General features: G+C 63.3%; 21 protein-coding genes. 11 read left to right on the forward strand and 10 right to left on the reverse strand.

Annotated features, from left to right (window positions below; translation table 11 throughout):
* Positions 1-3: 3 nt before the first annotated feature.
* Positions 4-1203: a succinyl-diaminopimelate desuccinylase gene (gene dapE / locus NKI41_RS07800; protein ID WP_352472355.1), complete on the forward strand. Its 1200-nt coding sequence runs from the start codon at positions 4-6 to the stop codon at positions 1201-1203.
* Positions 1204-1205: 2 nt separating this feature from the next.
* Positions 1206-1814 carry a transporter gene (locus tag NKI41_RS07805; RefSeq protein ID WP_352615023.1) on the forward strand — a complete coding sequence of 203 codons (609 nt, stop codon included), beginning with the start codon at positions 1206-1208 and terminating at the stop codon, positions 1812-1814.
* Here the strand turns inward: NKI41_RS07805 and truA are convergent.
* Genes truA through def form a run of 4 tightly spaced genes read right to left on the reverse strand, consistent with a single transcriptional unit; the run spans position 1796 to position 4552 of the window.
* The gene (gene truA / locus NKI41_RS07810) at positions 1796-2551 is read right to left on the reverse strand and encodes a tRNA pseudouridine(38-40) synthase TruA (RefSeq protein ID WP_352615025.1); all 756 of its coding nucleotides are present in this window, start codon (positions 2549-2551) and stop codon (positions 1796-1798) included. The genes NKI41_RS07805 and truA overlap by 19 nt on opposite strands.
* 18 nt (positions 2552-2569) lie before the next feature.
* Positions 2570-3079 (reverse strand): GNAT family N-acetyltransferase, encoded by a 510-nt coding sequence (locus tag NKI41_RS07815; protein ID WP_352615027.1) that lies wholly within the window; start codon positions 3077-3079, stop codon positions 2570-2572.
* A complete protein-coding gene (gene fmt, locus NKI41_RS07820) occupies positions 3076-4005 on the reverse strand; it encodes a methionyl-tRNA formyltransferase (RefSeq protein ID WP_352682420.1) in 930 nt (309 codons plus the stop codon). The genes NKI41_RS07815 and fmt overlap by 4 nt, the downstream gene beginning before the upstream one ends.
* Positions 4006-4021: 16 nt before the next feature.
* Complete coding sequence (gene def / locus NKI41_RS07825) at positions 4022-4552, reverse strand: peptide deformylase (protein WP_352455964.1); 531 nt, start codon at positions 4550-4552, stop codon at positions 4022-4024.
* A gap of 103 nt (positions 4553-4655) precedes the next feature.
* Here def and NKI41_RS07830 point away from each other — a divergent pair, with 103 nt between their 5' ends.
* Complete coding sequence (locus NKI41_RS07830; protein ID WP_352455962.1) at positions 4656-5918, forward strand: DNA recombination protein RmuC; 1263 nt, start codon at positions 4656-4658, stop codon at positions 5916-5918.
* A 39-nt stretch (positions 5919-5957) separates the two neighbouring features.
* Here NKI41_RS07830 and NKI41_RS07835 read toward each other — a convergent pair whose 3' ends face one another.
* The 3 genes from NKI41_RS07835 to NKI41_RS07845 all read right to left on the reverse strand — a co-directional run bounded on the left by NKI41_RS07835 (position 5958) and on the right by NKI41_RS07845 (position 8334).
* Positions 5958-6362 (reverse strand): GFA family protein, encoded by a 405-nt coding sequence (locus NKI41_RS07835; RefSeq protein WP_023676952.1) that lies wholly within the window; start codon positions 6360-6362, stop codon positions 5958-5960.
* 78 nt (positions 6363-6440) lie between these two features.
* Positions 6441-7403 (reverse strand): cation diffusion facilitator family transporter, encoded by a 963-nt coding sequence (locus NKI41_RS07840; RefSeq protein ID WP_352449447.1) that lies wholly within the window; start codon positions 7401-7403, stop codon positions 6441-6443.
* Positions 7404-7524: 121 nt separating this feature from the next.
* Complete coding sequence (locus tag NKI41_RS07845) at positions 7525-8334, reverse strand: transglutaminase-like domain-containing protein (protein ID WP_352501143.1); 810 nt, start codon at positions 8332-8334, stop codon at positions 7525-7527.
* A 215-nt stretch (positions 8335-8549) separates the two neighbouring features.
* Between NKI41_RS07845 and NKI41_RS07850 the strand changes: the two genes are divergently transcribed.
* Positions 8550-8675 carry a hypothetical protein gene (locus tag NKI41_RS07850; protein ID WP_013528464.1) on the forward strand — a complete coding sequence of 42 codons (126 nt, stop codon included), beginning with the start codon at positions 8550-8552 and terminating at the stop codon, positions 8673-8675.
* A 148-nt stretch (positions 8676-8823) separates the two neighbouring features.
* The gene (locus NKI41_RS07855) at positions 8824-9129 is read left to right on the forward strand and encodes a DMT family transporter (RefSeq protein WP_352539941.1); all 306 of its coding nucleotides are present in this window, start codon (positions 8824-8826) and stop codon (positions 9127-9129) included.
* Between the two features lie 82 nt (positions 9130-9211).
* Here NKI41_RS07855 and NKI41_RS07860 read toward each other — a convergent pair whose 3' ends face one another.
* Positions 9212-9640 carry a DUF6481 family protein gene (locus tag NKI41_RS07860; RefSeq protein WP_023718183.1) on the reverse strand — a complete coding sequence of 143 codons (429 nt, stop codon included), beginning with the start codon at positions 9638-9640 and terminating at the stop codon, positions 9212-9214.
* Positions 9641-9868: 228 nt separating this feature from the next.
* Here NKI41_RS07860 and NKI41_RS07865 point away from each other — a divergent pair, with 228 nt between their 5' ends.
* The 3 genes from NKI41_RS07865 (at position 9869) to NKI41_RS07875 (ending at position 13382) form a co-directional block, all read left to right on the forward strand.
* On the forward strand, positions 9869-10930 hold the full coding sequence (locus tag NKI41_RS07865) for an LLM class flavin-dependent oxidoreductase (protein ID WP_352682292.1): 1062 nt from the start codon (positions 9869-9871) through the stop codon (positions 10928-10930).
* Positions 10931-11063: 133 nt separating this feature from the next.
* Positions 11064-12224: an AI-2E family transporter gene (locus tag NKI41_RS07870; protein WP_023676958.1), complete on the forward strand. Its 1161-nt coding sequence runs from the start codon at positions 11064-11066 to the stop codon at positions 12222-12224.
* Positions 12225-12380: 156 nt separating this feature from the next.
* Positions 12381-13382, forward strand: a complete 1002-nt coding sequence (locus NKI41_RS07875; protein ID WP_023676959.1) for an LLM class flavin-dependent oxidoreductase — start codon at positions 12381-12383, stop codon at positions 13380-13382.
* Between the two features lie 156 nt (positions 13383-13538).
* Here the strand turns inward: NKI41_RS07875 and NKI41_RS07880 are convergent, their stop codons facing one another.
* Both NKI41_RS07880 and NKI41_RS07885 read right to left on the reverse strand, forming a co-directional pair.
* Positions 13539-14162, reverse strand: a complete 624-nt coding sequence (locus NKI41_RS07880) for a L,D-transpeptidase (protein WP_352682294.1) — start codon at positions 14160-14162, stop codon at positions 13539-13541.
* 251 nt (positions 14163-14413) lie between these two features.
* Complete coding sequence (locus tag NKI41_RS07885) at positions 14414-15433, reverse strand: LacI family DNA-binding transcriptional regulator (protein WP_254815864.1); 1020 nt, start codon at positions 15431-15433, stop codon at positions 14414-14416.
* A 217-nt stretch (positions 15434-15650) separates the two neighbouring features.
* Here NKI41_RS07885 and NKI41_RS07890 point away from each other — a divergent pair, with 217 nt between their 5' ends.
* Genes NKI41_RS07890 through NKI41_RS07900 form a run of 3 tightly spaced genes read left to right on the forward strand, consistent with a single transcriptional unit; the run spans position 15651 to position 19506 of the window.
* The gene (locus tag NKI41_RS07890) at positions 15651-17234 is read left to right on the forward strand and encodes a sugar ABC transporter ATP-binding protein (RefSeq protein WP_352682297.1); all 1584 of its coding nucleotides are present in this window, start codon (positions 15651-15653) and stop codon (positions 17232-17234) included.
* Positions 17231-18544, forward strand: coding sequence for an ABC transporter permease (locus NKI41_RS07895; protein WP_023676963.1), 1314 nt, complete (start codon positions 17231-17233; stop codon positions 18542-18544). Before NKI41_RS07890 ends, NKI41_RS07895 begins: the two co-directional genes overlap by 4 nt.
* Positions 18541-19506 carry a substrate-binding domain-containing protein gene (locus NKI41_RS07900; RefSeq protein ID WP_352682299.1) on the forward strand — a complete coding sequence of 322 codons (966 nt, stop codon included), beginning with the start codon at positions 18541-18543 and terminating at the stop codon, positions 19504-19506. The genes NKI41_RS07895 and NKI41_RS07900 overlap by 4 nt, the downstream gene beginning before the upstream one ends.
* The last annotated feature ends 3 nt before the right edge of the window (positions 19507-19509 follow it).

The raw sequence follows: 19509 nt of genomic DNA on the forward strand, positions 1-19509 counted from the left end.
CCCATGACGCTGCCTACCGATCCGACCAGAAATCTGGCTGCTCTCATCCGCTGCGCTTCCGTGACGCCCGCCGAAGGCGGTGCGCTGAGCGCGCTGGAAGAAATGTTGAAGCCGCTCGGCTTTGCCGTCGAGCGCCCGGTGTTTTCCGAATCCGGCACACCTGACATAGAGAACCTTTACGCGCGGCGTTCCGGCAACGGCCCGCATCTGATGTTTGCCGGCCATACCGATGTGGTGCCGGTGGGCGATGAAACAGCCTGGACGCACCCACCCTTTGGCGCCGAGATCGCCAATGGCGAGATGTTCGGCCGCGGCGCCGTCGACATGAAGGGCGGCATTGCTTGTTTCGTCGCGGCGGTAGCGCGACATATCGCGCAGAAGGGCGGCCCGAAGGGGTCGGTCTCGCTGCTGATAACCGGCGACGAGGAAGGGCCGGCGATCAACGGCACGACGAAGCTGCTCGAATGGGCGGCTGCCAAGGGTGAGAAATGGCATGCTGCGATCGTCGGCGAGCCGACCAATCCCGACGCGCTCGGCGATATGATCAAGATCGGCCGGCGCGGCTCGCTCTCCGGCACGGTCGTCGTCAACGGCCGCCAGGGCCACGCCGCCTATCCGCAGCTAGCCGACAACCCGGTGCGCGGCCTGGTGACGCTGGTCGACGCCTTGCTTCACCCCGTCTTCGACAACGGAACAAGGGATTTCCAGCCGACCAATCTTGAGGTCACCTCCATCGACGTTGGCAACCCTGCCACCAACGTCATCCCGGCGAAGGCGGCGGCTACCTTCAATATTCGCTTCAACGACACATGGACCGCCGAGACGATCCAGGCCGAGATCCACAACCGCCTCGACCGGGCGGCGAAACGCAAGAAATACCGCGCCGGCAAGAAGACGCCGGTCGACTACGAGATCGTCTGGCGCGACGGACCGAGCCACGTTTTCCTGACACGCGACGACAGGTTGATCGAGACGCTTGGCGGCTCGATCAAGGCGGTGACCGGCAGGAAGCCGGCGCTCTCCACCTCCGGCGGCACCTCCGATGCCCGCTTCATCAAGGATTATTGTCCGGTGGTCGAATTCGGACTGGTCGGCAAGACCATGCACATGGTCGACGAACGCGTGGCGATTGCCGACCTCGAGACGCTGACGCAGATTTATCTGCGCTTCGTTGAAGACTGGTTTGCGCAGGACATATCCTAGTGATGCTTTCAGCGGATGAAACCTACGCTTCGCTTGCCGGTGCCTGGCGGCTGATGCTCGGCAAGGCCGACGGATTTCGCCTGCTCGACCTTTCGGCGGACGGTTTCTGGAACTCCTTTTTTGCCATCGTCGTCGCGGCGCCGGCACTGATCGTCGGCTGGGTCGGTATTGCCAACGAGATCGGCGATCCCAACGCATTCGTCGGCCGTTTCAGCATGTTGATCCGCCTGGCCACCGTCGATATCGGCGCCTGGGTGCTGCCGCTCATAGGCCTCGCCCTGGTGGCGCCGCGGGTCGGCGTCGGCGGCCGTTTCGTCCATTATGTCGTGGCCAGCAATTGGGCCTCGGCGATCATCGCCTGGATGATGCTGCCATCGGCGTTGATCCGGCTTTTCCTGACGTCGGCCAGCGAAGTCTCCGGACTCGTGTCGCTGCTGTTATTCGCGCTGTCGATGGTATTGACCTGGCGGATGACCAACGTTGCGATCGGCAGGGGTGCGGCCACCGGCAGCGCCGTTTTTGCCGGCATGTTCGTGGCGTCGCTGATCGTCCTGTTCGGCCTGCAGGCGCTGCTCGGGATCAGCGTTCCGGATCAGCCAGGCGTCGGATAATCGACGCCGACGAGAAACAGCCCGTCGGGCGGCGCCACCTGACCGCAGGCCGCACGGTCGCGCGCCTCAAGCGCCGCCTTGAGGTCGGCAACAGTCCAGCCGCCTTCGCCGACACGTTTGAGCGAGCCGACCATCGAGCGCACCTGGTTGTGCAGGAATGACCGCGCCGAAGCGCGGACCTCAATGAAATCGCCCGCCCGGCTGACATCCAGCCGGTCGAGCGTGCGGACGGGGCTGGTGGCTTGGCACTGGGTCGAGCGGAAGGTGGTGAAATCATGCCGGCCAAGCAGCACCTTTGCCGCTTCGTGCATGGCACCGGCATCGAGCTGCTTCGGTACCCACCAGATCTTGCCCTTGTCGAGCGCCGCCGGCGCGCGGCGATTGACGATGCGGTAGAGGTAATGGCGGCTGATCGCCGAGAAACGCGCATCGAAGCCATCCGGCACGACGGCGGCCTTCAGGATGGCGATGCGCACCTTGGCCGCCTGCAGATGCGCGTTGACGGCGTCGCGCACCTTGTCGCCGGGCCATGCCTTGATCAGATCGACATGCGCCACCTGAGCGGTCGCATGGACGCCGGCATCGGTGCGGCCGGCGGCGCGCAGCGAAACCTGCTCACCGCAGAAGTTCTCGATCGCCTGCTCGATCGCCTGCTGCACCGAAGGCTGGTTGGCCTGGCGCTGCCAGCCGGCGAAGAGACTGCCGTCATATTCGATGTCGAGGCGAAAACGCGGCATTCCCGGATCGAGGCGAAATCAGGCGGCGAGGGCTGAGCCGAAGGCCGAGGCGTAGACCAGCCTGCCGGTCTCGGGCGCCTCGCCCCAGGCAAGCGCCTGCAAAGCCTCGCTTTGGTAGTCGCTCTCGAATTTCGCTGCACGGGCGCGGCTGTAGCCGAAACGGCCATAGTAAGCGGGATCGCCGAGCACCACGGCGAGCGTCTCGCCAGCAGCCTTCAGGCGGATATGCGCCTCGCGGACCAGCGCACCGCCGATGCCGGTGCCGTGGAACGACGGCTCGACCGCCAAAGGAGCCAAAGCCACCGCCGGGAAGCTCTTGCCGCCATTCCGCACGAAAAGCCGTGAAAACAGGATATGGCCGACCACTTGCCCGTCTTCGTCCGCCACCAGTTCGACGACGGCATCACCGCCGGTGACCAGCGCGTCGACCAGTCCGGCCTCGGTCTGCTGGCCGAATGCGTGTTCTTCGACAAGGCGGATCGCCTCGCGGTCCCGCGGCGTCGCCGCGCGTATGGACATCATGCTCATGACAATTTCATTCCTTTTTCGAGCCTGGCCCCGCGCAGAAACTCCTGCGCGGCAATGGGCCTTCCGCCCGCACGTTGAACTTCGACCGGCCTGATCGCGCCTGACCCGCAGGCGACCGTCAGCCGGTCATCGAGAATTCCTCCCGGTTCGCCGGCGCCTTGCGAGAGCGTCGAGCGAAGCAGTTTCAGCCGTTCCACGCGGCCGCCGATTTCGGCCTCGCACCATGCACCGGGAAAGGGCGACAGGCCGCGAATCTGGTTGTGCACGTCGCCGGCAGGTCGCAGCCAGTCTATGCGAGTCTCCGATTTATCGATTTTCTTGGCGTAGGTCACCCCCACCTCCGCCTGTGTGGCAAATGTCAGCGTATTCCGCTCCAGCCGTTCGAGCGCTTGCACTATCAGCAAAGCACCCAAGACCATCAGCCGATCGTGCAGATCGCCGGCCGTCATGTCGGGTCCAATGGCGCATTTTTCAACCATTGCCACCGGGCCGGTGTCGAGGCCTTCCTCCATCCGCATCACCATCATGCCCGTTTCGGTATCGCCGGCCATGATGGCGCGCTGGACAGGGGCAGCGCCGCGCCAGCGCGGCAATAGCGATGCGTGACCGTTGAGGCAACCGAGCCGCGGCGCCTCGAGAATGGGTTTGGGTAGAAGCAATCCGTAGGCGACGACCACGGCGACGTCGGCGCGCAAGGCGCGGAACGCCTCCTGCTCCGCCTCGCTCTTCAGCGACACCGGCGACCGCACCTCGATGCCAAGCCGCTCCGCCTCGCGCTGCACCGGCGACGGCGTCAGTTCGAGCCCGCGCCGGCCGCCGGCGCGCGGCGGCTGCGTGTAGACGGCTGCCAACTCGTGCCCGGCCCCGGCAATCGCCCGCAGCGTCGGCACGGAGAATTCGGGCGTACCCATGAAGATGACACGCAGGGGCATTCGTCGACGCCTATCCCACCATCTTGCCCGGCGCCTTGTCCCTGGCGAGCTTCTTGAATTTCTTGACCACCATGTCGCGCTTCAGCTTGGAGATGTAATCGATGAACAGCACGCCGTTGAGGTGGTCGATTTCATGCTGCAGGCAGGTCGCCATCAGCCCCTCGGCCTCGATCTCCTGCAGCTTGCCGTCGCGATCGAGATATTTCACCCGCACCGCGGCGGGGCGCTCGACTTCGGCATAGTAATCGGGGATCGACAGACAGCCTTCCTCATAGACCGAACGCTGGTCGGAGCTTTCAAGGATTTCGGGATTGATGAAGACGTGCGGCGCCGGCGTCTCGTCCTCCTTGGCGAGGTCGATCACCAGCATGCGCAAGGGTTCGCCGACCTGGATCGCTGCGAGGCCGATGCCGGGCGCGTCATACATGGTGTCCAGCATGTCGCCGGCCAGTTTGCGCAAATCGCCATCGACACGCTCGACCGGTTTTGAAACCTGGCGCAGGACGGGATCGGGGAGGATGATAAGCGGCTTGATCGACATGGCGTCTCACCTAAGACCTCGCAGGAAAAGCGTCAACCGGGGCGCCTTCGGGTCGTTCACGTTTTGATCTGTGCCGGCAGACCGAATCATCTATGCTGTCGACATGAACGATCTGGCCACCATCCTGTCCGAACCTGTCGCCCGCCTCGGCGCCACTACGATCACGCTCGGCCAAGCCCTGGGTTTCGGCGCAATGCTGTTCCTCGGCCTGTTCGTGGCGCTCGTCGTTGCGCTGTGGCGATCGGCCAAGGCGCGTGCAGTGGCGGCCGCCGAAGCCGCCGACCACGCCCGCGACGCCGAGGTGCGGATGGCTGGTATCTTGGCAAGCCAGGCGGAAATGCAGGGCCGCATGGGCGCCATCGCCGAAGTGTTCGGGGCGCGCCAGGCCGAACTCACCCAGTCGATCGGCCAGCGTCTCGATGCCATGACCGGCCGCCTGGGCCAGACCATGACCGAGCAGACGAGATCGACGCATGAGAGCCTCGCCAAGCTGCAGGAACGGCTGGCGGTCATCGATATCGCGCAAGGCAACATCCAGTCGCTGGCCGGCCAGGTCGTGCAATTGCAGGCGATCCTTTCCAACAAGCAGACGCGCGGCGCCTTCGGCCAGTCGCGTATGGAAGCCATCGTCGCCGACGGATTGCCGCACGGCGCCTATGAATTCCAGGCGACCTTGTCGAATGGCAGCCGGCCCGACTGCCTGGTGAAGATGCCGAACGGCGCACCGTCGCTTGCCGTCGATGCAAAGTTTCCGCTCGAGGCCTGGAATGCCATCCGGGCCGCCGAAGGCGCCGAACTGCAGAAGTCCGCCGCACAGGCTTTCCGCCGCGACATCGAGGTGCATGTCCGCGATATTTCCGAAAAATACCTGATCCAGGGCGAGACGCAGGACACCGCCTTCATGTTCGTGCCTTCGGAATCGGTGTTCGCCGAAATCCACGAGAATTTCGAGGCCGTTGTCCAGAAGGCGCATCGCTCGCGGATCGTCATCGTCTCGCCATCGCTTTTGATGTTGTCGATCCAGGTCATCCAGGCAATCCTCAAGGATGCCCGCATGCGCGAGCAGGCACACCTGATCCAGGGCGAGGTTATCCGGCTGATGGAAGATGTTTCCCGGCTCGACGAGCGGGTGCGCAAATTGCAGACGCATTTCGGTCAATCGGCCAAGGATATCGACGACATCCTTGTCTCGACATCGAAGGTGACCAGGCGCGGACAAAAGATCGAGGCGCTGGAGTTTGGCGTGCAGCCGGCGGAGGACACCGCTGGTTCGAATGGCAGCGGAGCAAAAGCGGAAAGCAGCCCGCGCGTCGCCGATTCGAAAACCGGGCAGTTGAGGCTAAGGGTCGTCGAAGGCGACGATTGAGAGCTGCGCCGGAACCGGAGGCTTCGCCCCGGTCTGGCGCTACTGCTCCTCGATGATGGTTGTGCCTTCGAATTCCGGCAGCCAATGCAGCGCCGAGCGGTGCCAGATCTGCTTTCTCGGCACCAGTTGCTCGCGCTGCCGTGCCGTGCCGACCCTGATACCGTAAACCTTCGGTCCCTCGCCCGCCGACGTGGCGTAGAGATGCGAGCCGCACTCACCGCAAAATGCCTGGGCGCGCTTGGCGCCGCTCGAACCGGTCTTGATATAGATCTTCGGCGTGCCCTTGGTGATCCTGTAATTGTCCTCGGACGCCGGCACGGTGACGCGAAAGGCCGTTCCGGTTAGCTTCTGACAATCGATGCAGTGACAAATGGTGGTCTTTTCCGGATCGACTTCGGCCTCGTAAGTGATAGCGCCACAATGACACGCGCCGTCGATTTTCATCTTCGTTCCTCCTGGAGCTTTTGCCTGCGATCATAGCCGGGACTGCCCGGGCGCATCGATTTCCTCAAGCCATTTTCCTTAGGCCGGTTCCCCTCCGGACGCCGCCAAGGCCTTGCTCCGGCGTTCCCAGGTACCGGTGGTCTGAGGCTTGACGAACAGCCGCGTCACCTCCGGCATCTCCGCTTTCAGCCGCGTCTCGAGGCGTTCGACGCAGGTCTCTATCTCGGGCGCCGACAAGTGGTCCTCGAACTCGATGCTCAGAGCGGCGACGATCTCCTGCGGACCCATATGCAGCGTCAGCGCGCCATTCGCCCGCTGCACCGCCGGGTCCTGCTGGACGATGTCCAATACTTTCATTTGCACCTCGGGCGAAGCCGGCTCGCCGAGCAGCAGGCTTTTGCTTTCGCGCGCCAGGAAGATCGCGGTCCCGCCCAGGATCAGCGCGATGCCAATCGACGCGGCGCCGTCGAGCTTCGGCATGTCCAGCAGTTCCGCCGCCGATATCCCGGCGAAGGCGACAACGAGGCCGAGAAGTGCCGCGCTGTCCTCGAAGAGTACGGTGTAGACACTCGGATCCTTGCTGAGCTGCACCGCCTCAAGCCAGCCGTGGCTGCCTTTTTGGTGGCGGAATTCCTTCAGCGCCACCAGCCAAGAGGTGCCTTCGAAGAGGAAGGAAAGGCCAAGGACAGCGTAGTTCACCTTGGCGTTGGCGATCGGCTCCGGCGCCATGATGTGCGTCACGCCTTCGTAGAACGATATGCCGGCGCCCAGTGCAAAGACGAGGAGCGCAACGATGAAGCTCCAGAAGTACAGCTCGCGGCCATGGCCGAGCGGATGCGTGCGGTCGGCCGGCCGGGCGGCACGGTGCATGCCGTAAAGCAGCAGGCTGCCATTGCCGGTATCGACGAGCGAGTGGACGCCTTCCGAGAGCATTGCCGAGCTGCCCGTGAACAAGGCAGCGGCAAATTTGGTCAGTGCGATCGCAAGATTTCCGGCGAGCGCCGCATAGATCACTTTTTTCGACCCGCCATGCGCCGCCATGGTGTGCTGCCTTGGTTGATGCACCGAGATTGGCGGAGCGCCCGCCCACGCTCCACAGCTCTCACAACGCCCGAAGTGCCCAGTTGTTCACAAGGTCAGTTGTTCAAAGGGCGGCGCGGGGCTATTCGACGACCTCGTCTGTCCAGACCTTGAAGCCAGCCAGCGCGCCCGGCCCAAAAATGTGGGTCAGCGGCACATCGGCGGCATCGCGTCCGGAGGCAATCAGGATGCGGCCGATGCGCGGCGCGTTATTGCGCGGGTCGAACGCGTGCCAGCGGCCGCCGAGATAGACTTCCATCCAGGCGGCGAAATCCATGTCCGACCACGGCTTTGGCAGGCCGATATCACTGATATAGCCGGTGCAGTAGCGGGTCGGAATGTTCAGGGCGCGGCAGAAGGCAACAGCGAGGTGAGCAAAGTCCCGGCATACACCACTCTGCTCGCGATAGGCCTCGGCGGCGGTGCGCGTCGGCCGCGCATTGAAATAGTTGAAGACGATGTGGTTATGGACGAAGTCGCAGACCGCCTGGACGCGCGGAATGCCGAGCGGGGTGCTGCCGAACAGCCGCCACGCTTCATTCGACAGCACGTCGCTCTCGCAATAGCGGCTGGGCAGCAGGAACAGCAGCGTCTCCGACGGCAGATCGCGCACCTCGTGCTGCCACGCCGTCAGCTCGCGCGTCTCGAAGGAGCCGGGGTCGCGGATCACCGCGTCCGTGCCGAACGCAAAGCGCCCGGCCGGCGCAACGAAACGGTTGCACCAATTGCCGAAACTGTCGCGGTAGCTCTCGATCGGCACCGGCGGGTTCGACGTCAGGAAGTCCGGCCGCTCAAGATCGGATGCGCGCGAATAATGGACATTTAGCATCGCGATCAGCGGTGTTTCCTGCGGGAAGTCGAAGCTCATCTGGCAACCGATGTGGATCCGCATTGTCGTCCTGACCGGCCTGCCTGATCATCAGCTGGCGAAACGCGAGGGCTGATGCTGCAGTGCGAAGAAGACCATGGCACGGACCGCTGCGGTTTACGAGGGAATTAGAAACCGGTTGACAGCCCATCGGCCAGGCGACTGCACGGCAGCGGCCTCTTGCAGTCGAACGTTTTCTCTTGTTTCACTTCGCCAGATATCAACTGGAGGAACGAATCATGGCTAAGGGTGCGATGAAGGCAGGCAAGGAGGCCCGCAAGCCGAAGAAGGACGCGAAGAAACCGGCTCCGGCGCCGGCCCTGAAGGCACCGCCGGTGAAGGCGATGAAGCTGAAGGACAAGTAGAGCCGCAGCTACCGGCTTATTTCGACCGGCCGCAAACGCGGCCGGTATGATTGTTCATTAAGCTCACGCGCATCCCCTTGGATGCGGCGAAGGCAATTTTTGCGCTTTTCAAGAAATCGGCCGAAAGCCATCGAAACGGAGCGTTCCGATGTCGTCGGTTTTCCTGTTCCTCGCCGGCCTGTTCGAGATCGGCTGGGCGATCGGCCTCAAATACACCGACGGATTCTCGAAGCCGCTGCCAACCGTCCTGACGGTTGCCTCGATGATCGTCAGCCTGACCTTGCTCGGCCTGGCGCTGAAGGCGTTGGCGGTCGGCACCGCTTACGCGGTGTGGACCGGCATCGGCACGGCGCTGTTGGGGATATGGCTGCTCGGCGAGCCAGCGACGGCGATCAGGCTGGCCTGCATCGCGCTAATCGTCTGCGGCATCATGGGACTGAAGCTCGCGGCTTAGCCGATTCCGACAGACGAACGCGTTCGGGGCCGCTGCAAGGCGGCCCTGATTCTTGAATTCGGCTGATCAGTGCCGGAAGGCGCTATCGCGCGGAGAAGCCGGGCGGCGTCCTGCCGGTGCGCTGCTTGCGCGCGGCATAGCGTGCGTCACGCTTGGCCTTGCGTTCGGCCTCGTCGGCAAGAAAACGGGCGATGCGCTCGTTCTCTTCAGCTTCCCGGATCTTCGCTTCGGCCTGTGCGGCTTCTTCCGCGGCGATGCGTGCCGCTTCGGCAGCTGCCTCGCGCTCGGCCTTTTCGGCCGCTTCGCGCGCCAGCTTTTCCTGCTTCAGCCTGGCCTTTTCGGCCTCACGTATAGCGCGGGCCTCGAGGATTGCCTTGCGCTCGGCCTGTCGTGCCAGCACCGCTGGATCATCTGCCGCCGGCTTTGCCTTGAAGCGCTCCAGAAGCGCCTTCTTTGCCTCGTTTGCGGCATTGCGCCGCTCGAAAACGTCTTTTTCCCTATAGATAGCCAAGTCCACTTCCCTGAAGTCAATTTGCGACGCTTACATACGCGCGAAAACCGAGAGTTCAAGCGCCAAAACGGTATGCCAGCCATGAAATTCTGATCTGTTGCAGCCGGGAGACGCCATTTCGATTGAATTCGGCTGAAAGGCACCCGCACTGTTCACCATCCAGGCATCTGGCGGGGCGGCGGACTGATCGCTACGTGTAGCGCCAAGACAAAACGCTGAGATGACAGTATGGAACTCGGTCTCTACACCTTCGCCGACGTCAGCCCGGAACCGGGTCCCGGTGCGATCGGTGCGCATGAGCGGTTGCGCAATTTGATCGAGGAGATCGAGCTCGCCGACCAGGTCGGGCTGGACGTCTTTGGTCTCGGCGAGCACCACCGTCCCGACTATGCTGCCTCGGCTCCGGCGGTGGCGCTGGCGGCGGCGGCCGAACGGACCAAGCGCATAAGGCTGACCAGCGCTGTCACCGTGCTGTCCTCCGACGATCCGGTGCGCGTCTTCCAGCAGTTTGCCACCCTCGATCTTCTGTCCGGCGGCCGTGCCGAGATCATGGCCGGGCGCGGCTCGTTCATCGAGTCCTTTCCGCTGTTCGGCTACAATCTCGAAGATTATGACGAGCTCTTCGCCGAGAAGCTCGACCTGCTGCTCGCCATCCGCGATCATGTCAAGGTGACCTGGTCGGGCAGTCTGCGCGCGCCGATCAACGACCGCGGCGTCTACCCGCGGCCCTTGCAGGACAAATTGCCGATCTGGATCGCCGTCGGTGGAACACCGCAATCCGTCGCCCGCGCGGGCGTGCTCGGGTTGCCGCTGGCACTGGCGATCATCGGTGGCGAGCCGGCGCGGTTCGCACCGCTGTTCGACATCTACAGGGATGCAGCCAGGCGCGCCGGCAACGATCCGGCAAGCCTTGCCACCAGTCTCAACGTGCACGGCTTCATTGCCGACAGCACGGACCAGGCAGCCGACGATTTTTACGGGCCGCAGGCCGAGGTGATGAACCGCATCGGCCGCGAGCGCGGCTGGGGGCCGACATCGCGGGCGCATTTCGACCAATCGCGCGGTCCAAACGGCGCGCTGTTCGTCGGCAATCCAGAACAGGTGGCCGAGAAGATCATTGCCCAGCACAGGATATTCGGCAACGACCGCTTCCTGCTGCAAATGGCGATCGGCACCATGCCGCACGCCAAGGTGATGAAGGCCATCGAACTCTACGGAACCAAAGTGGCGCCGATCGTGCGCCGGGAAACTGCGAAGGCCGTTCCCGCCGTGGCGGCGCCGGTTGCCTGATTCCCAGTCACCTGATTCACCGGCAAGGCCGCGAGGCGGCCTGGCCGGTGACGCCGGCTAACGGAACCTTGAAGCGACAGAGGCGTTTTCGCCAACGGTCTGCACCAATCGCGGTGTGCCGCCGAGGGTCAGAATGAAAGCCGAACCCGACGCTTCGGGCGCAAGCGCTGCCGAAAGCCCGGATCCGCGCGTCGAGGCGCGGGCGGATGCGCATCTGATGCGTTCGCTGCTCGTCGGCATCTTCATCCTCATGGCGATCTACGCGCTTTACTTCGCCCGCGCCTTCTTCATGCCGGTCATTCTGGCTTTCCTGCTGGCGCTGACGCTGACGCCGATCGTTCGCTTCCTGCGCAAGCATGGCATGCCCGATGTCATTTCAGCGACACTGCTGGTGCTGCTTTCGTTCTGCCTCGTCGCCGTCGCGGGATATCTGCTCAGCGGCCCGGTCATCGACCTCATCAACAACACCTCGACGATCGGCCAGCAGCTTACCGAACGTCTGGCACAACTGCGCCGTCCGTTCGAACGGATCGTGGAGATTTCGCGCCAGATCGAGGGCCTGACACAGACATCCCAAGAGCCGGGCGTTCAGAGGGTGGCGACGGCGCCATCCGGTATTCTCTCGCAGGCCGCCGGCAATGTGCTGTCGGCCGGCGCCAGCGTTACCATCGTCTTCGTCCTGTCGCTGTTCCTGCTCGCCTCGGGCACGATGTTCTATGAAAAGATCGTCCAGTCCTTCCCCAGTCTCAGCGAAAAGAAGCGGGCGCTGCGCGTCGTCTACGACGTAGAACGTGAAATCTCGCATTATCTGCTTACTGTCACGGTCATCAATACATGTCTCGGCGTGGTCATCGGGCTCGGCCTGTGGGCGCTCGGCGTGCCCAACGCGCAGGTCTGGGGCGCGGCAGCGGCTCTGCTCAATTTCCTGCCCTATATCGGGGCGCTGACCACCATCACGCTGGTTACGATCATCGCGCTGATAAGCTTCGACACGATTTCCTATGCGCTGCTGGCGCCGGCCTTCGTCCTTATGTGCGATGTCGTCGAAGGCCAGTTCGTGACGCCGACGGTGGTCGGCCGCCGTCTCGAAATCAACGCAGTGGCGATCCTCATCGCCATCGCCTTCTGGTCGTGGCTGTGGGGTTTTGTCGGCGCGCTGCTGGCGGTGCCGCTGCTGGTCGTCATCAAGGTGTTCTGCGATCATTTCGACGGTCTCAGCCATGTCGGCAATTTCCTGGCGGCGCAACACACGGCAGCGATCGAGGACGAAGAGATTCCCGAGGTGAAAAAGTAGCGGCTTAAAGGGTCAAAAGCGTCCCCCCGATGGGGCAGATCACGACCTTGCATCGGTCGCACGTCCGTTGTGCCCTCAGCGCTCCATCAACATTTTGAATTTGCCGCCTCGGCAACGGCTTCCTACATCCCTTCGGCCCACAGGAAACCCGCGCCGATGACCGTTCTTTCCGTTCTCGACCTGTCGCCGATCGTCGAAGGCAGCAACGCTTCACAGTCACTCGCCAATTCGCTCGATCTCGCCCGTCATGCCGAGCGGCTGGGTTACCGGCGCTATTGGCTGGCAGAGCACCACAATATGCCGGGCATCGCCAGCGCCGCCACCTCGGTGGTCATTGCCCATGTGGCCGGCGGCACCAATACGATACGCGTCGGCGCCGGCGGCATCATGCTGCCCAATCATTCGCCGCTGGTCATCGCCGAGCAGTTCGGTACGCTTAACGCTCTGCATCCTGGCCGCATCGATCTCGGCCTCGGCCGGGCGCCCGGCACCGACATGGCCACCGCACGGGCGCTGCGCCGTAACCTCGACGCTGGCGCCGACAATTTCCCGCAGGACGTCGTCGAGCTGATGGGTTACTTGCAGCCGGCCGAAGACGGCCAACGCATCCGCGCGGTGCCCGGCGAAGGCGAAAAGGTGCCGATCTGGATTCTCGGTTCCAGCCTTTACGGCGCGCAGCTTGCCGCCATGCTCGGCCTGCCCTACGCCTTCGCTTCGCATTTTGCGCCGGCCGAGCTCGACCATGCTCTGGAGATCTACCGCTCGCGTTTCCAGCCTTCGGAGCAGCTCGACAAGCCTTATGTGATGCTCGGCCTCAACGTCTTCGCCGCTCCTTCCGATGCCGAGGCGCGGCTGCTGTTCACCTCGCTGCAGCAGGCCTTCGTCAATCTGCGCACCGGCCGGCCCGGCCGATTGCCGCCGCCGGTCGAAGGATATGAGCGCGACCTCGATCCAATGGCCAAGACCATGCTCGGCCAAGCGCTTTCCTGCGCCGTCGTCGGCTCTCCCGAAACGGTCAGGCAAGGCATCGAGGCGTTTGTGCGCCGCACAGGCGCCGACGAGCTGATGGTCACAGCGCAGATTTTCGACCATGCGGCGCGGGTGCGCTCGTTCGAGATCCTCGCCGACGCTCACAAATCGCTGTCGGAAGCTGCCTGAGAGTTGGTTCGCCACTTGCCACTGCTGCGGGCAAGGCCGGCCTTAGGCAGGGAACATCGCGAACAGGTGTGCGAAGACATAGCGAACATTTCGCGCGTTTTGCGCGGAGGTTTTCGATCCGTCATGCTCGTCCGTTAGCAGGAAACGCGGCGTCCACTAAATGACGATCACCTTGGTGCCGATTGTGGCGCGGTCATAGAGATCGATGATGTCCTGGTTCATGAGGCGAATGCAGCCCGCCGACACAGCTTTGCCGATGGACCACCATTCAGGGCTACCGTGCAGGCGATATCCAGTGTCACCTTTCTCGTTAAAAAGATAGAGCGCCCGCGCCCCGAGCGGGTTCATGAGTCCGCCCTCCATATGGGCCGGTATGATGCGGCCTCGCTTCTGCTCGCGCATGATCATCGCAGACGGCGCGCTCCAATCCGGCCATTCGCGCTTCCTCGCAACGTGAGCAGTGCCATGCCACTCGAAGCCCGCCTTGCCGACGCCGATGCCGTAGCGCAGCGCCTGACCGTCTCCCAACACGTAGTAGAGGAACTTCGCTCCTGTATCGACAATGATGGTGCCCGGCGCCTCGTCAGTCGCATAAGGTACTGTCTGCCGATGGAACTTTTGGTCAACCTTGTAGATCGGAACCGGCGGAACGCGAAAACCGGCGTCGGTGAGGCCGCCATAGGCCTGGGGAAAGGTCTGTAACGCTCCGCCGGTGGTGCAGCCGGAGAATGCGGCCATCCCAGCAAGTACCAGCCCGATTAGGATCGATTTCACGCGCATGACTCAAGCCGGCGCCCGTGTGAACGATCTGTCGCATCTCGTCATATTCCTAATCCGACATGCTTCGATTGCCAAGATTTTCCTGACTGTCGGCTGGCTGATTGTTGGCCACCTGGCCCGATCGGCGCCGCGTCCTTCAATTGCTCGGTTTGAACGACGACCCCCCGCAGTGGCTGCGCAGACCCGGGGTCGGCAGGACAGAGGAGCGCTGTCCGTCCGGCATTGCAAAGTTTCTGAACAGAGCCCACGCGCTACGCGCTGACGCTCTGCGCAGTCGCACCTAGCGGACGGCATGAATTGCGGATCATCAAGCGTCCCTTGAGCGTCAGCTTGCGCGGCGGCGCATCCCTGTTTCCGGCGAGCCGGTCGAGCAGCAGATTGGCCGCCTGTTCGCCGATCGCCTGCACGGGCTGTGCGACCGTGGTCAATTGCGGCCGGAACACATCCGACCACGGAAAATCGTCGAAGCAAGCGACGGAAATATCCTCCGGACAGGACAGGCCGATATCGCGAATGGCCTTCATGGTGCCGATCACCATCGGGTTGTTGGCCGAAAAGATGGCGCTCGGCCGGTCGTGCAGCGAAAGCAGCTGCATGGTGGCGTTGTAGCCATCGACTTCGTGGAAGTTGCCGAAGCGGACGAGCTCGGGTTCGGCCGGCAGGCCGGCGGCCTGGAGGGCCTCGCGGTATCCCGCCATGCGGTCATGCATCGGCGAGATATCGAACGAGCCGGAGATGTAGCCGATGCGCCGATGGCCGAGATCGATCAGATAAGTGATGGCGTCGAACACCGCGCGCTGATTGTCGAGAACGACGGCATCGGTGTCGACACCCTGGCAAACACGGTCGAGCAGCACGACCGGCACATTGGCGTCGTCGACAATCCGTTTGAGGATCGCGCCGTCACCGACACGCGCGACGATCAGTCCGTCGACCATGCGGTCGAGCAGCAGCCTGATCTGGTCGTCCTGCGTGTTCAGGTGCTCGTCGGTGCAGCACAGCATGACGGCGTAGCCGGCCCTGTCGAAAGCCTGCTGGATGACCGAAACCACGTCGGTAAAGAACGGATTGGTGATGTGTGGGACGGTGAGCCCGATGGTGCGTGTGGTGCCCATCTTCAGGCTGCGGGCAATGGCGTTGCGCTTGTAGCCGATGTCGCGGATCGCCTGTTCGATGCGCTGGCTGAGCTCGGGGCTGACGGTCGCGGTGCCGTTGATCAGCGCCGATACGGTGGCCACGGAAACACGCGCGGCCTCGGCCACATGAAGCATAGTCGGGGCAGTGAATTTGCGCTGCTTTTTTCGTCCTGACGCTGTCATTTTCGAAACGTTTCACCACTCCACGGTAGCAATACGTACGGAATCTTATGATTTTGCGCAAGAATTGAAATGGAACAATCTCAGGCTCCAGATATTGCCTTGACATGATCGAAACGTTTAGATTAGCGTTTGAGGTGTTCGATGACGACGGAGGGAGGCCGTCCTTGTCATGCAGCACGGCAATTCCATCCCTGCGCAAGGCGTTGTGGCGGACGGCTCGGCTATCGTGCTGAGCGCCGAGCACATCTCCAAGTCCTTCGGCGGTATCGCAGCACTCGTCGATGTCGGCTTCGAGCTGCGGCGCGGCGAGGTCCATGCGCTGATGGGCGAGAACGGCGCCGGCAAGTCGACGCTGATGAAGATCCTGTCCGGCGTCTATACGGACTATAACGGAACGGTCAGTATCGATGGCCACCCGGTGCGCTTTACCGGCGTCCGCGAGGCCGAGCGCGCCGGCATCGCCATCATCCACCAGGAGCTGAACCTCGTCCCCGAACTCAGCGTCGCCGACAACATTTTTCTCGGCCGCGAGAAGCTGATCGCCGGACTGATCGTCGACCGCAAGACGAGCAGCCGCGCCGCCGGAACGCTCTTGCAAAGGCTCGGCATCGAGCTCGACCCGGATGCACGCGTCGGTGCCTTGCGCGTCGGCGAACAGCAACTGGTCGAGATCGCCAAGGCGCTGTCGATGTCGGCACGCATTCTGATCATGGACGAGCCGACCTCGGCGCTTTCGCCAGCCGAATGCCAGCGGCTGTTCCGCATCATCCGCCAGCTCGCCGACAGCGGCGTGGCGATCGTCTACATTTCGCACCGCATCGACGAGGTCATGCATCTGGCCAGCCGCGTCACCGTGTTTCGCGATGGACGCCACGTCCTGACGCGGGTGATGGACAAGCTCGACGAAGACGCCATAATTTCGGCGATGGTCGGGCGAAACCTGCTTGCTTCCTCCCAGGAGCACCGCATCCCCGGTGGCAACACGGTCCTGTCCGTAAGCGAGCTGTCGCTGTCGAAGCCCAATCGCCATGGTTGGCGCACCGTGCTCGACGGCGTCAGCTTCGATCTTGCCGCAGGAGAAATCCTCGGTATCGGCGGGCTGCTGGGCTCGGGCCGTACCGAAATCCTGGAAACCATCTTCGGGTCCAGCGGCGGACGTGCCGGCGGTGAGATCAGGCTCGATGGCGAGGCAGTAGAAATCCGTTCGCCGCGCGATGCGCGCCGGCTCGGCATCGCCCTGGTCACGGAAGACCGCAAGACGCAAGGCCTGCATCTCGAGGCCTCGATCACCGACAATGTCGCGCTGCCGCTGGTCGGCGCGCTGGCGCGGTTCGGCGTGCGCTCGCTGGCCGGTGAGCAAGGGCTGGCACGGGACGCCGTCAAGGCGCTCGGCATTCGCTGCGAGACCGTCGAGCAGCCGGCCGGCACGCTGTCCGGCGGCAACCAGCAGAAGGTCGTCATCGGCAAATGGCTAGCGACGAGGCCGCGGGTGCTGCTGCTCGACGAGCCGACACGCGGCATCGATGTCGGTGCCAAGCGGGAAATCTACGATCTCATCTTCAAGCTGGCGCGAGACGGGCTGGCGATCGCCGTCATCAGCTCGGAATTGCCGGAACTGCTGCATCTTTCCGACCGTATCCTGGTCATGGCCGACGGCCGCCAGACGGGAATCCTGTCCCGCGCGCAAGCCAGCGAGGAGGCCATCATGCGGCTTGCGGCGCCGCGACGGACGATGACGAGGCCTGCCGCATGAGCATTTTGCATATCCTGTCCCGGACGAAGCTCTATTGGGGCCTGATCGCCATCTTCCTGATCGGCGTGCTCGGCTCGCCGATCAGCTCCAAGGGCAACAACATCTTCCTGTCCTACGGCAACCTGCTCGACGTGCTGCGCCAGGTGTCGACCACCGGGCTGATTGCCACCGGCATGACTGCGGTGATCATCACCGGCGGTATCGACCTTTCCGTCGGCTCGCTGATGGCTATCTGCACGGTCGTCTGTGCCATGCTGCTGACGGTCCCCGGCGTGACGCCGGCGGTGGTGCTGGGGGTGCCGACAGTTGCCCTGGCAGCCCTTTGCCTCGGCATTCTCGTCACTCGTTTCATCCTGCTGAACATCGAAAAATCTCGCGCCGGCGCGCAGGCCACGCACGACATCAGGTTGGACAGCGTTCGCGGGCTGGTGACACCCGGCATTGTCGGGGTGATCCTGTGCAGTCTGGTGCTGTGGTTCCTGCTGCCGCAGGTGGGCTCAAAATTCGGCGTGCTCGGCGTGCTGCTGGTGGCGCCTTGCGTCGGCCTGCTGTTCGGCGCGCTCAACGGCTTCATCATCGTCGCCGGGCGGCTGCAGCCCTTCATCGTGACGCTGGCGATGATGGTCACTGCGCTCGGCATCGCCCGGCTGACAGCCGGCCAGAACAATGCGGTGCTGCCGGTCTACACCGGCTCGAATGCCACCGCCGATTTCGAAATGCTGCGCTCGCTGGTATTCGGTGTGATCCCGATGCCGGGCCTGTTCTTCCTCGGCGCCATCCTGATCTACGGCGCTGTGCTGCGCTTCACCCCGTTCGGCCGCTATGTCTATGCGATCGGCGGCAATGAGGAGGCGGCGCGGCTGTCGGGCATCGCCGCAGGCCGCGTGAAGATCGCCACCTATGCCGTGTCAGGGCTGCTGGCCGGCATCGCGGCGGTGCTCTATGTCGCGCAGTACCGGCAAGGCAAGCCGGACGCCGGCGCCGGGCTGGAGCTCGACGCGATTGCCGCCGTGGTCATCGGCGGCACCAGCCTGATGGGCGGACGCGGCAGCCTCACCGGGACGTTCTGCGGCGTGCTGATTTTCGGGCTGCTCTCCAACATCCTGCAGCTGCACAACATCAATTCGAACCTTCAGCTGGTGCTGAAGGGGATGATCATCATCGGTACCGTGCTCGTACAGGAGCGCAGTGCCGGTGATCTTCTCTTCTATCTGCGACTGCCCGGCGGGCAAGCGCACAAGGAAACGGCCGCGGCAAAGCGGCCGTCGCAAGAGACCGCGTCTCTGAATATTGGAGGAAACAAGAAATGAAACGACGTGAATTGTTGAAGCTCGCCGGGCTGACAGCGGCACTCCTGACCACGACCGCCATGCTTGGCGGCGGCGCCCATGCGCAGGACAAGAAGTGGAAGATCGGCTTCTCGCAGGTGACGACCATCGAACCCTGGCGCGCCCAGTTCAACAAGGACATCCTGGCCGAAGCGGCCAAGCATCCGGAAGTCGAGCTGATCATCACCGACGGCGAGGACAAGACCGAGAAGCAGGTCGCCGATGTCGAAAACCTTATCCGTCAGGAGGTCGATGCGCTCTTGGTATCACCGAAAGAATCCGCCGGCCTGACCGGTGTCGTGCAGCAGGCGATCGATGCCAAGATCCCGGTCTTCGTGCTCGACCGCAACGTCGAAACCAACGACTACACGCAGTTCGTCGGCGGCGACAACAAGCTGATCGGCCGGGCTGCCGGTGAATATGCCGTCGAGCTGCTTGGCGGCAAGGGCAAGGCCGCCGGCAACGTCGTCGAGATCTGGGGCGGCATGGGCACCCAGCCGGCACACGACCGCCATGACGGCTTCCATGAATTCACCGACAAGGAGCCAGGCATAAAATACCTGCTCGACCAGCAGTCGGGCGACTGGAAGCAGGACCAGGCCTACAACATCATGGCGACGGCGTTGCGCAACAACGAGAAAATCGATCTTGTCTACGGCCACAATGATCCGATGGCCTATGGCGCCTATCTTGCCGCCAAGGACGTCGGACGTGAGAAGGACATCAAGTTCATCGGCATCGACGGCCTGCCCAATGAAGGCGTGCAGCTGGTCGCCAATGGCGAGCTGACGGCGACGTTCACTTATGTGACGCCGGGCGCCGAAGGGCTGCGGCAGGCGATCAAGTTCCTGAACGGGGAGAAGGTGGAAAAGACTATCACCCTGCCGACGCAGAAGATCACCAAGGAAAATGCCGCCCAGATCCTGAAGGACAACGGCCTCTGAGAC

This window comes from Mesorhizobium sp. M0601 (genome assembly GCF_040320845.1).
Taxonomy (GTDB): Bacteria; Pseudomonadota; Alphaproteobacteria; order Rhizobiales; family Rhizobiaceae; genus Mesorhizobium.

Coding starts and splice junctions, on each gene's coding strand:
- dapE (WP_352472355.1), top strand. CDS start 4: ATGACGCTGCCTACCGATCCGACCAGAAATCTGGCTGCTCTCATCCGC.
- NKI41_RS07805 (WP_352615023.1), top strand. CDS start 1,206: ATGCTTTCAGCGGATGAAACCTACGCTTCGCTTGCCGGTGCCTGGCGG.
- truA (WP_352615025.1), bottom strand. CDS start 2,551: ATGCCGCGTTTTCGCCTCGACATCGAATATGACGGCAGTCTCTTCGCC.
- NKI41_RS07815 (WP_352615027.1), bottom strand. CDS start 3,079: ATGAGCATGATGTCCATACGCGCGGCGACGCCGCGGGACCGCGAGGCG.
- def (WP_352455964.1), bottom strand. CDS start 4,552: ATGTCGATCAAGCCGCTTATCATCCTCCCCGATCCCGTCCTGCGCCAG.
- NKI41_RS07830 (WP_352455962.1), top strand. CDS start 4,656: ATGAACGATCTGGCCACCATCCTGTCCGAACCTGTCGCCCGCCTCGGC.
- NKI41_RS07835 (WP_023676952.1), bottom strand. CDS start 6,362: ATGAAAATCGACGGCGCGTGTCATTGTGGCGCTATCACTTACGAGGCC.
- NKI41_RS07840 (WP_352449447.1), bottom strand. CDS start 7,403: ATGGCGGCGCATGGCGGGTCGAAAAAAGTGATCTATGCGGCGCTCGCC.
- NKI41_RS07845 (WP_352501143.1), bottom strand. CDS start 8,334: ATGCGGATCCACATCGGTTGCCAGATGAGCTTCGACTTCCCGCAGGAA.
- NKI41_RS07850 (WP_013528464.1), top strand. CDS start 8,550: ATGGCTAAGGGTGCGATGAAGGCAGGCAAGGAGGCCCGCAAGCCGAAG.
- NKI41_RS07855 (WP_352539941.1), top strand. CDS start 8,824: ATGTCGTCGGTTTTCCTGTTCCTCGCCGGCCTGTTCGAGATCGGCTGG.
- NKI41_RS07865 (WP_352682292.1), top strand. CDS start 9,869: ATGGAACTCGGTCTCTACACCTTCGCCGACGTCAGCCCGGAACCGGGT.
- NKI41_RS07870 (WP_023676958.1), top strand. CDS start 11,064: ATGAAAGCCGAACCCGACGCTTCGGGCGCAAGCGCTGCCGAAAGCCCG.
- NKI41_RS07875 (WP_023676959.1), top strand. CDS start 12,381: ATGACCGTTCTTTCCGTTCTCGACCTGTCGCCGATCGTCGAAGGCAGC.
- NKI41_RS07880 (WP_352682294.1), bottom strand. CDS start 14,162: ATGCGCGTGAAATCGATCCTAATCGGGCTGGTACTTGCTGGGATGGCC.
- NKI41_RS07885 (WP_254815864.1), bottom strand. CDS start 15,433: ATGCTTCATGTGGCCGAGGCCGCGCGTGTTTCCGTGGCCACCGTATCG.
- NKI41_RS07890 (WP_352682297.1), top strand. CDS start 15,651: ATGCAGCACGGCAATTCCATCCCTGCGCAAGGCGTTGTGGCGGACGGC.
- NKI41_RS07895 (WP_023676963.1), top strand. CDS start 17,231: ATGAGCATTTTGCATATCCTGTCCCGGACGAAGCTCTATTGGGGCCTG.
- NKI41_RS07900 (WP_352682299.1), top strand. CDS start 18,541: ATGAAACGACGTGAATTGTTGAAGCTCGCCGGGCTGACAGCGGCACTC.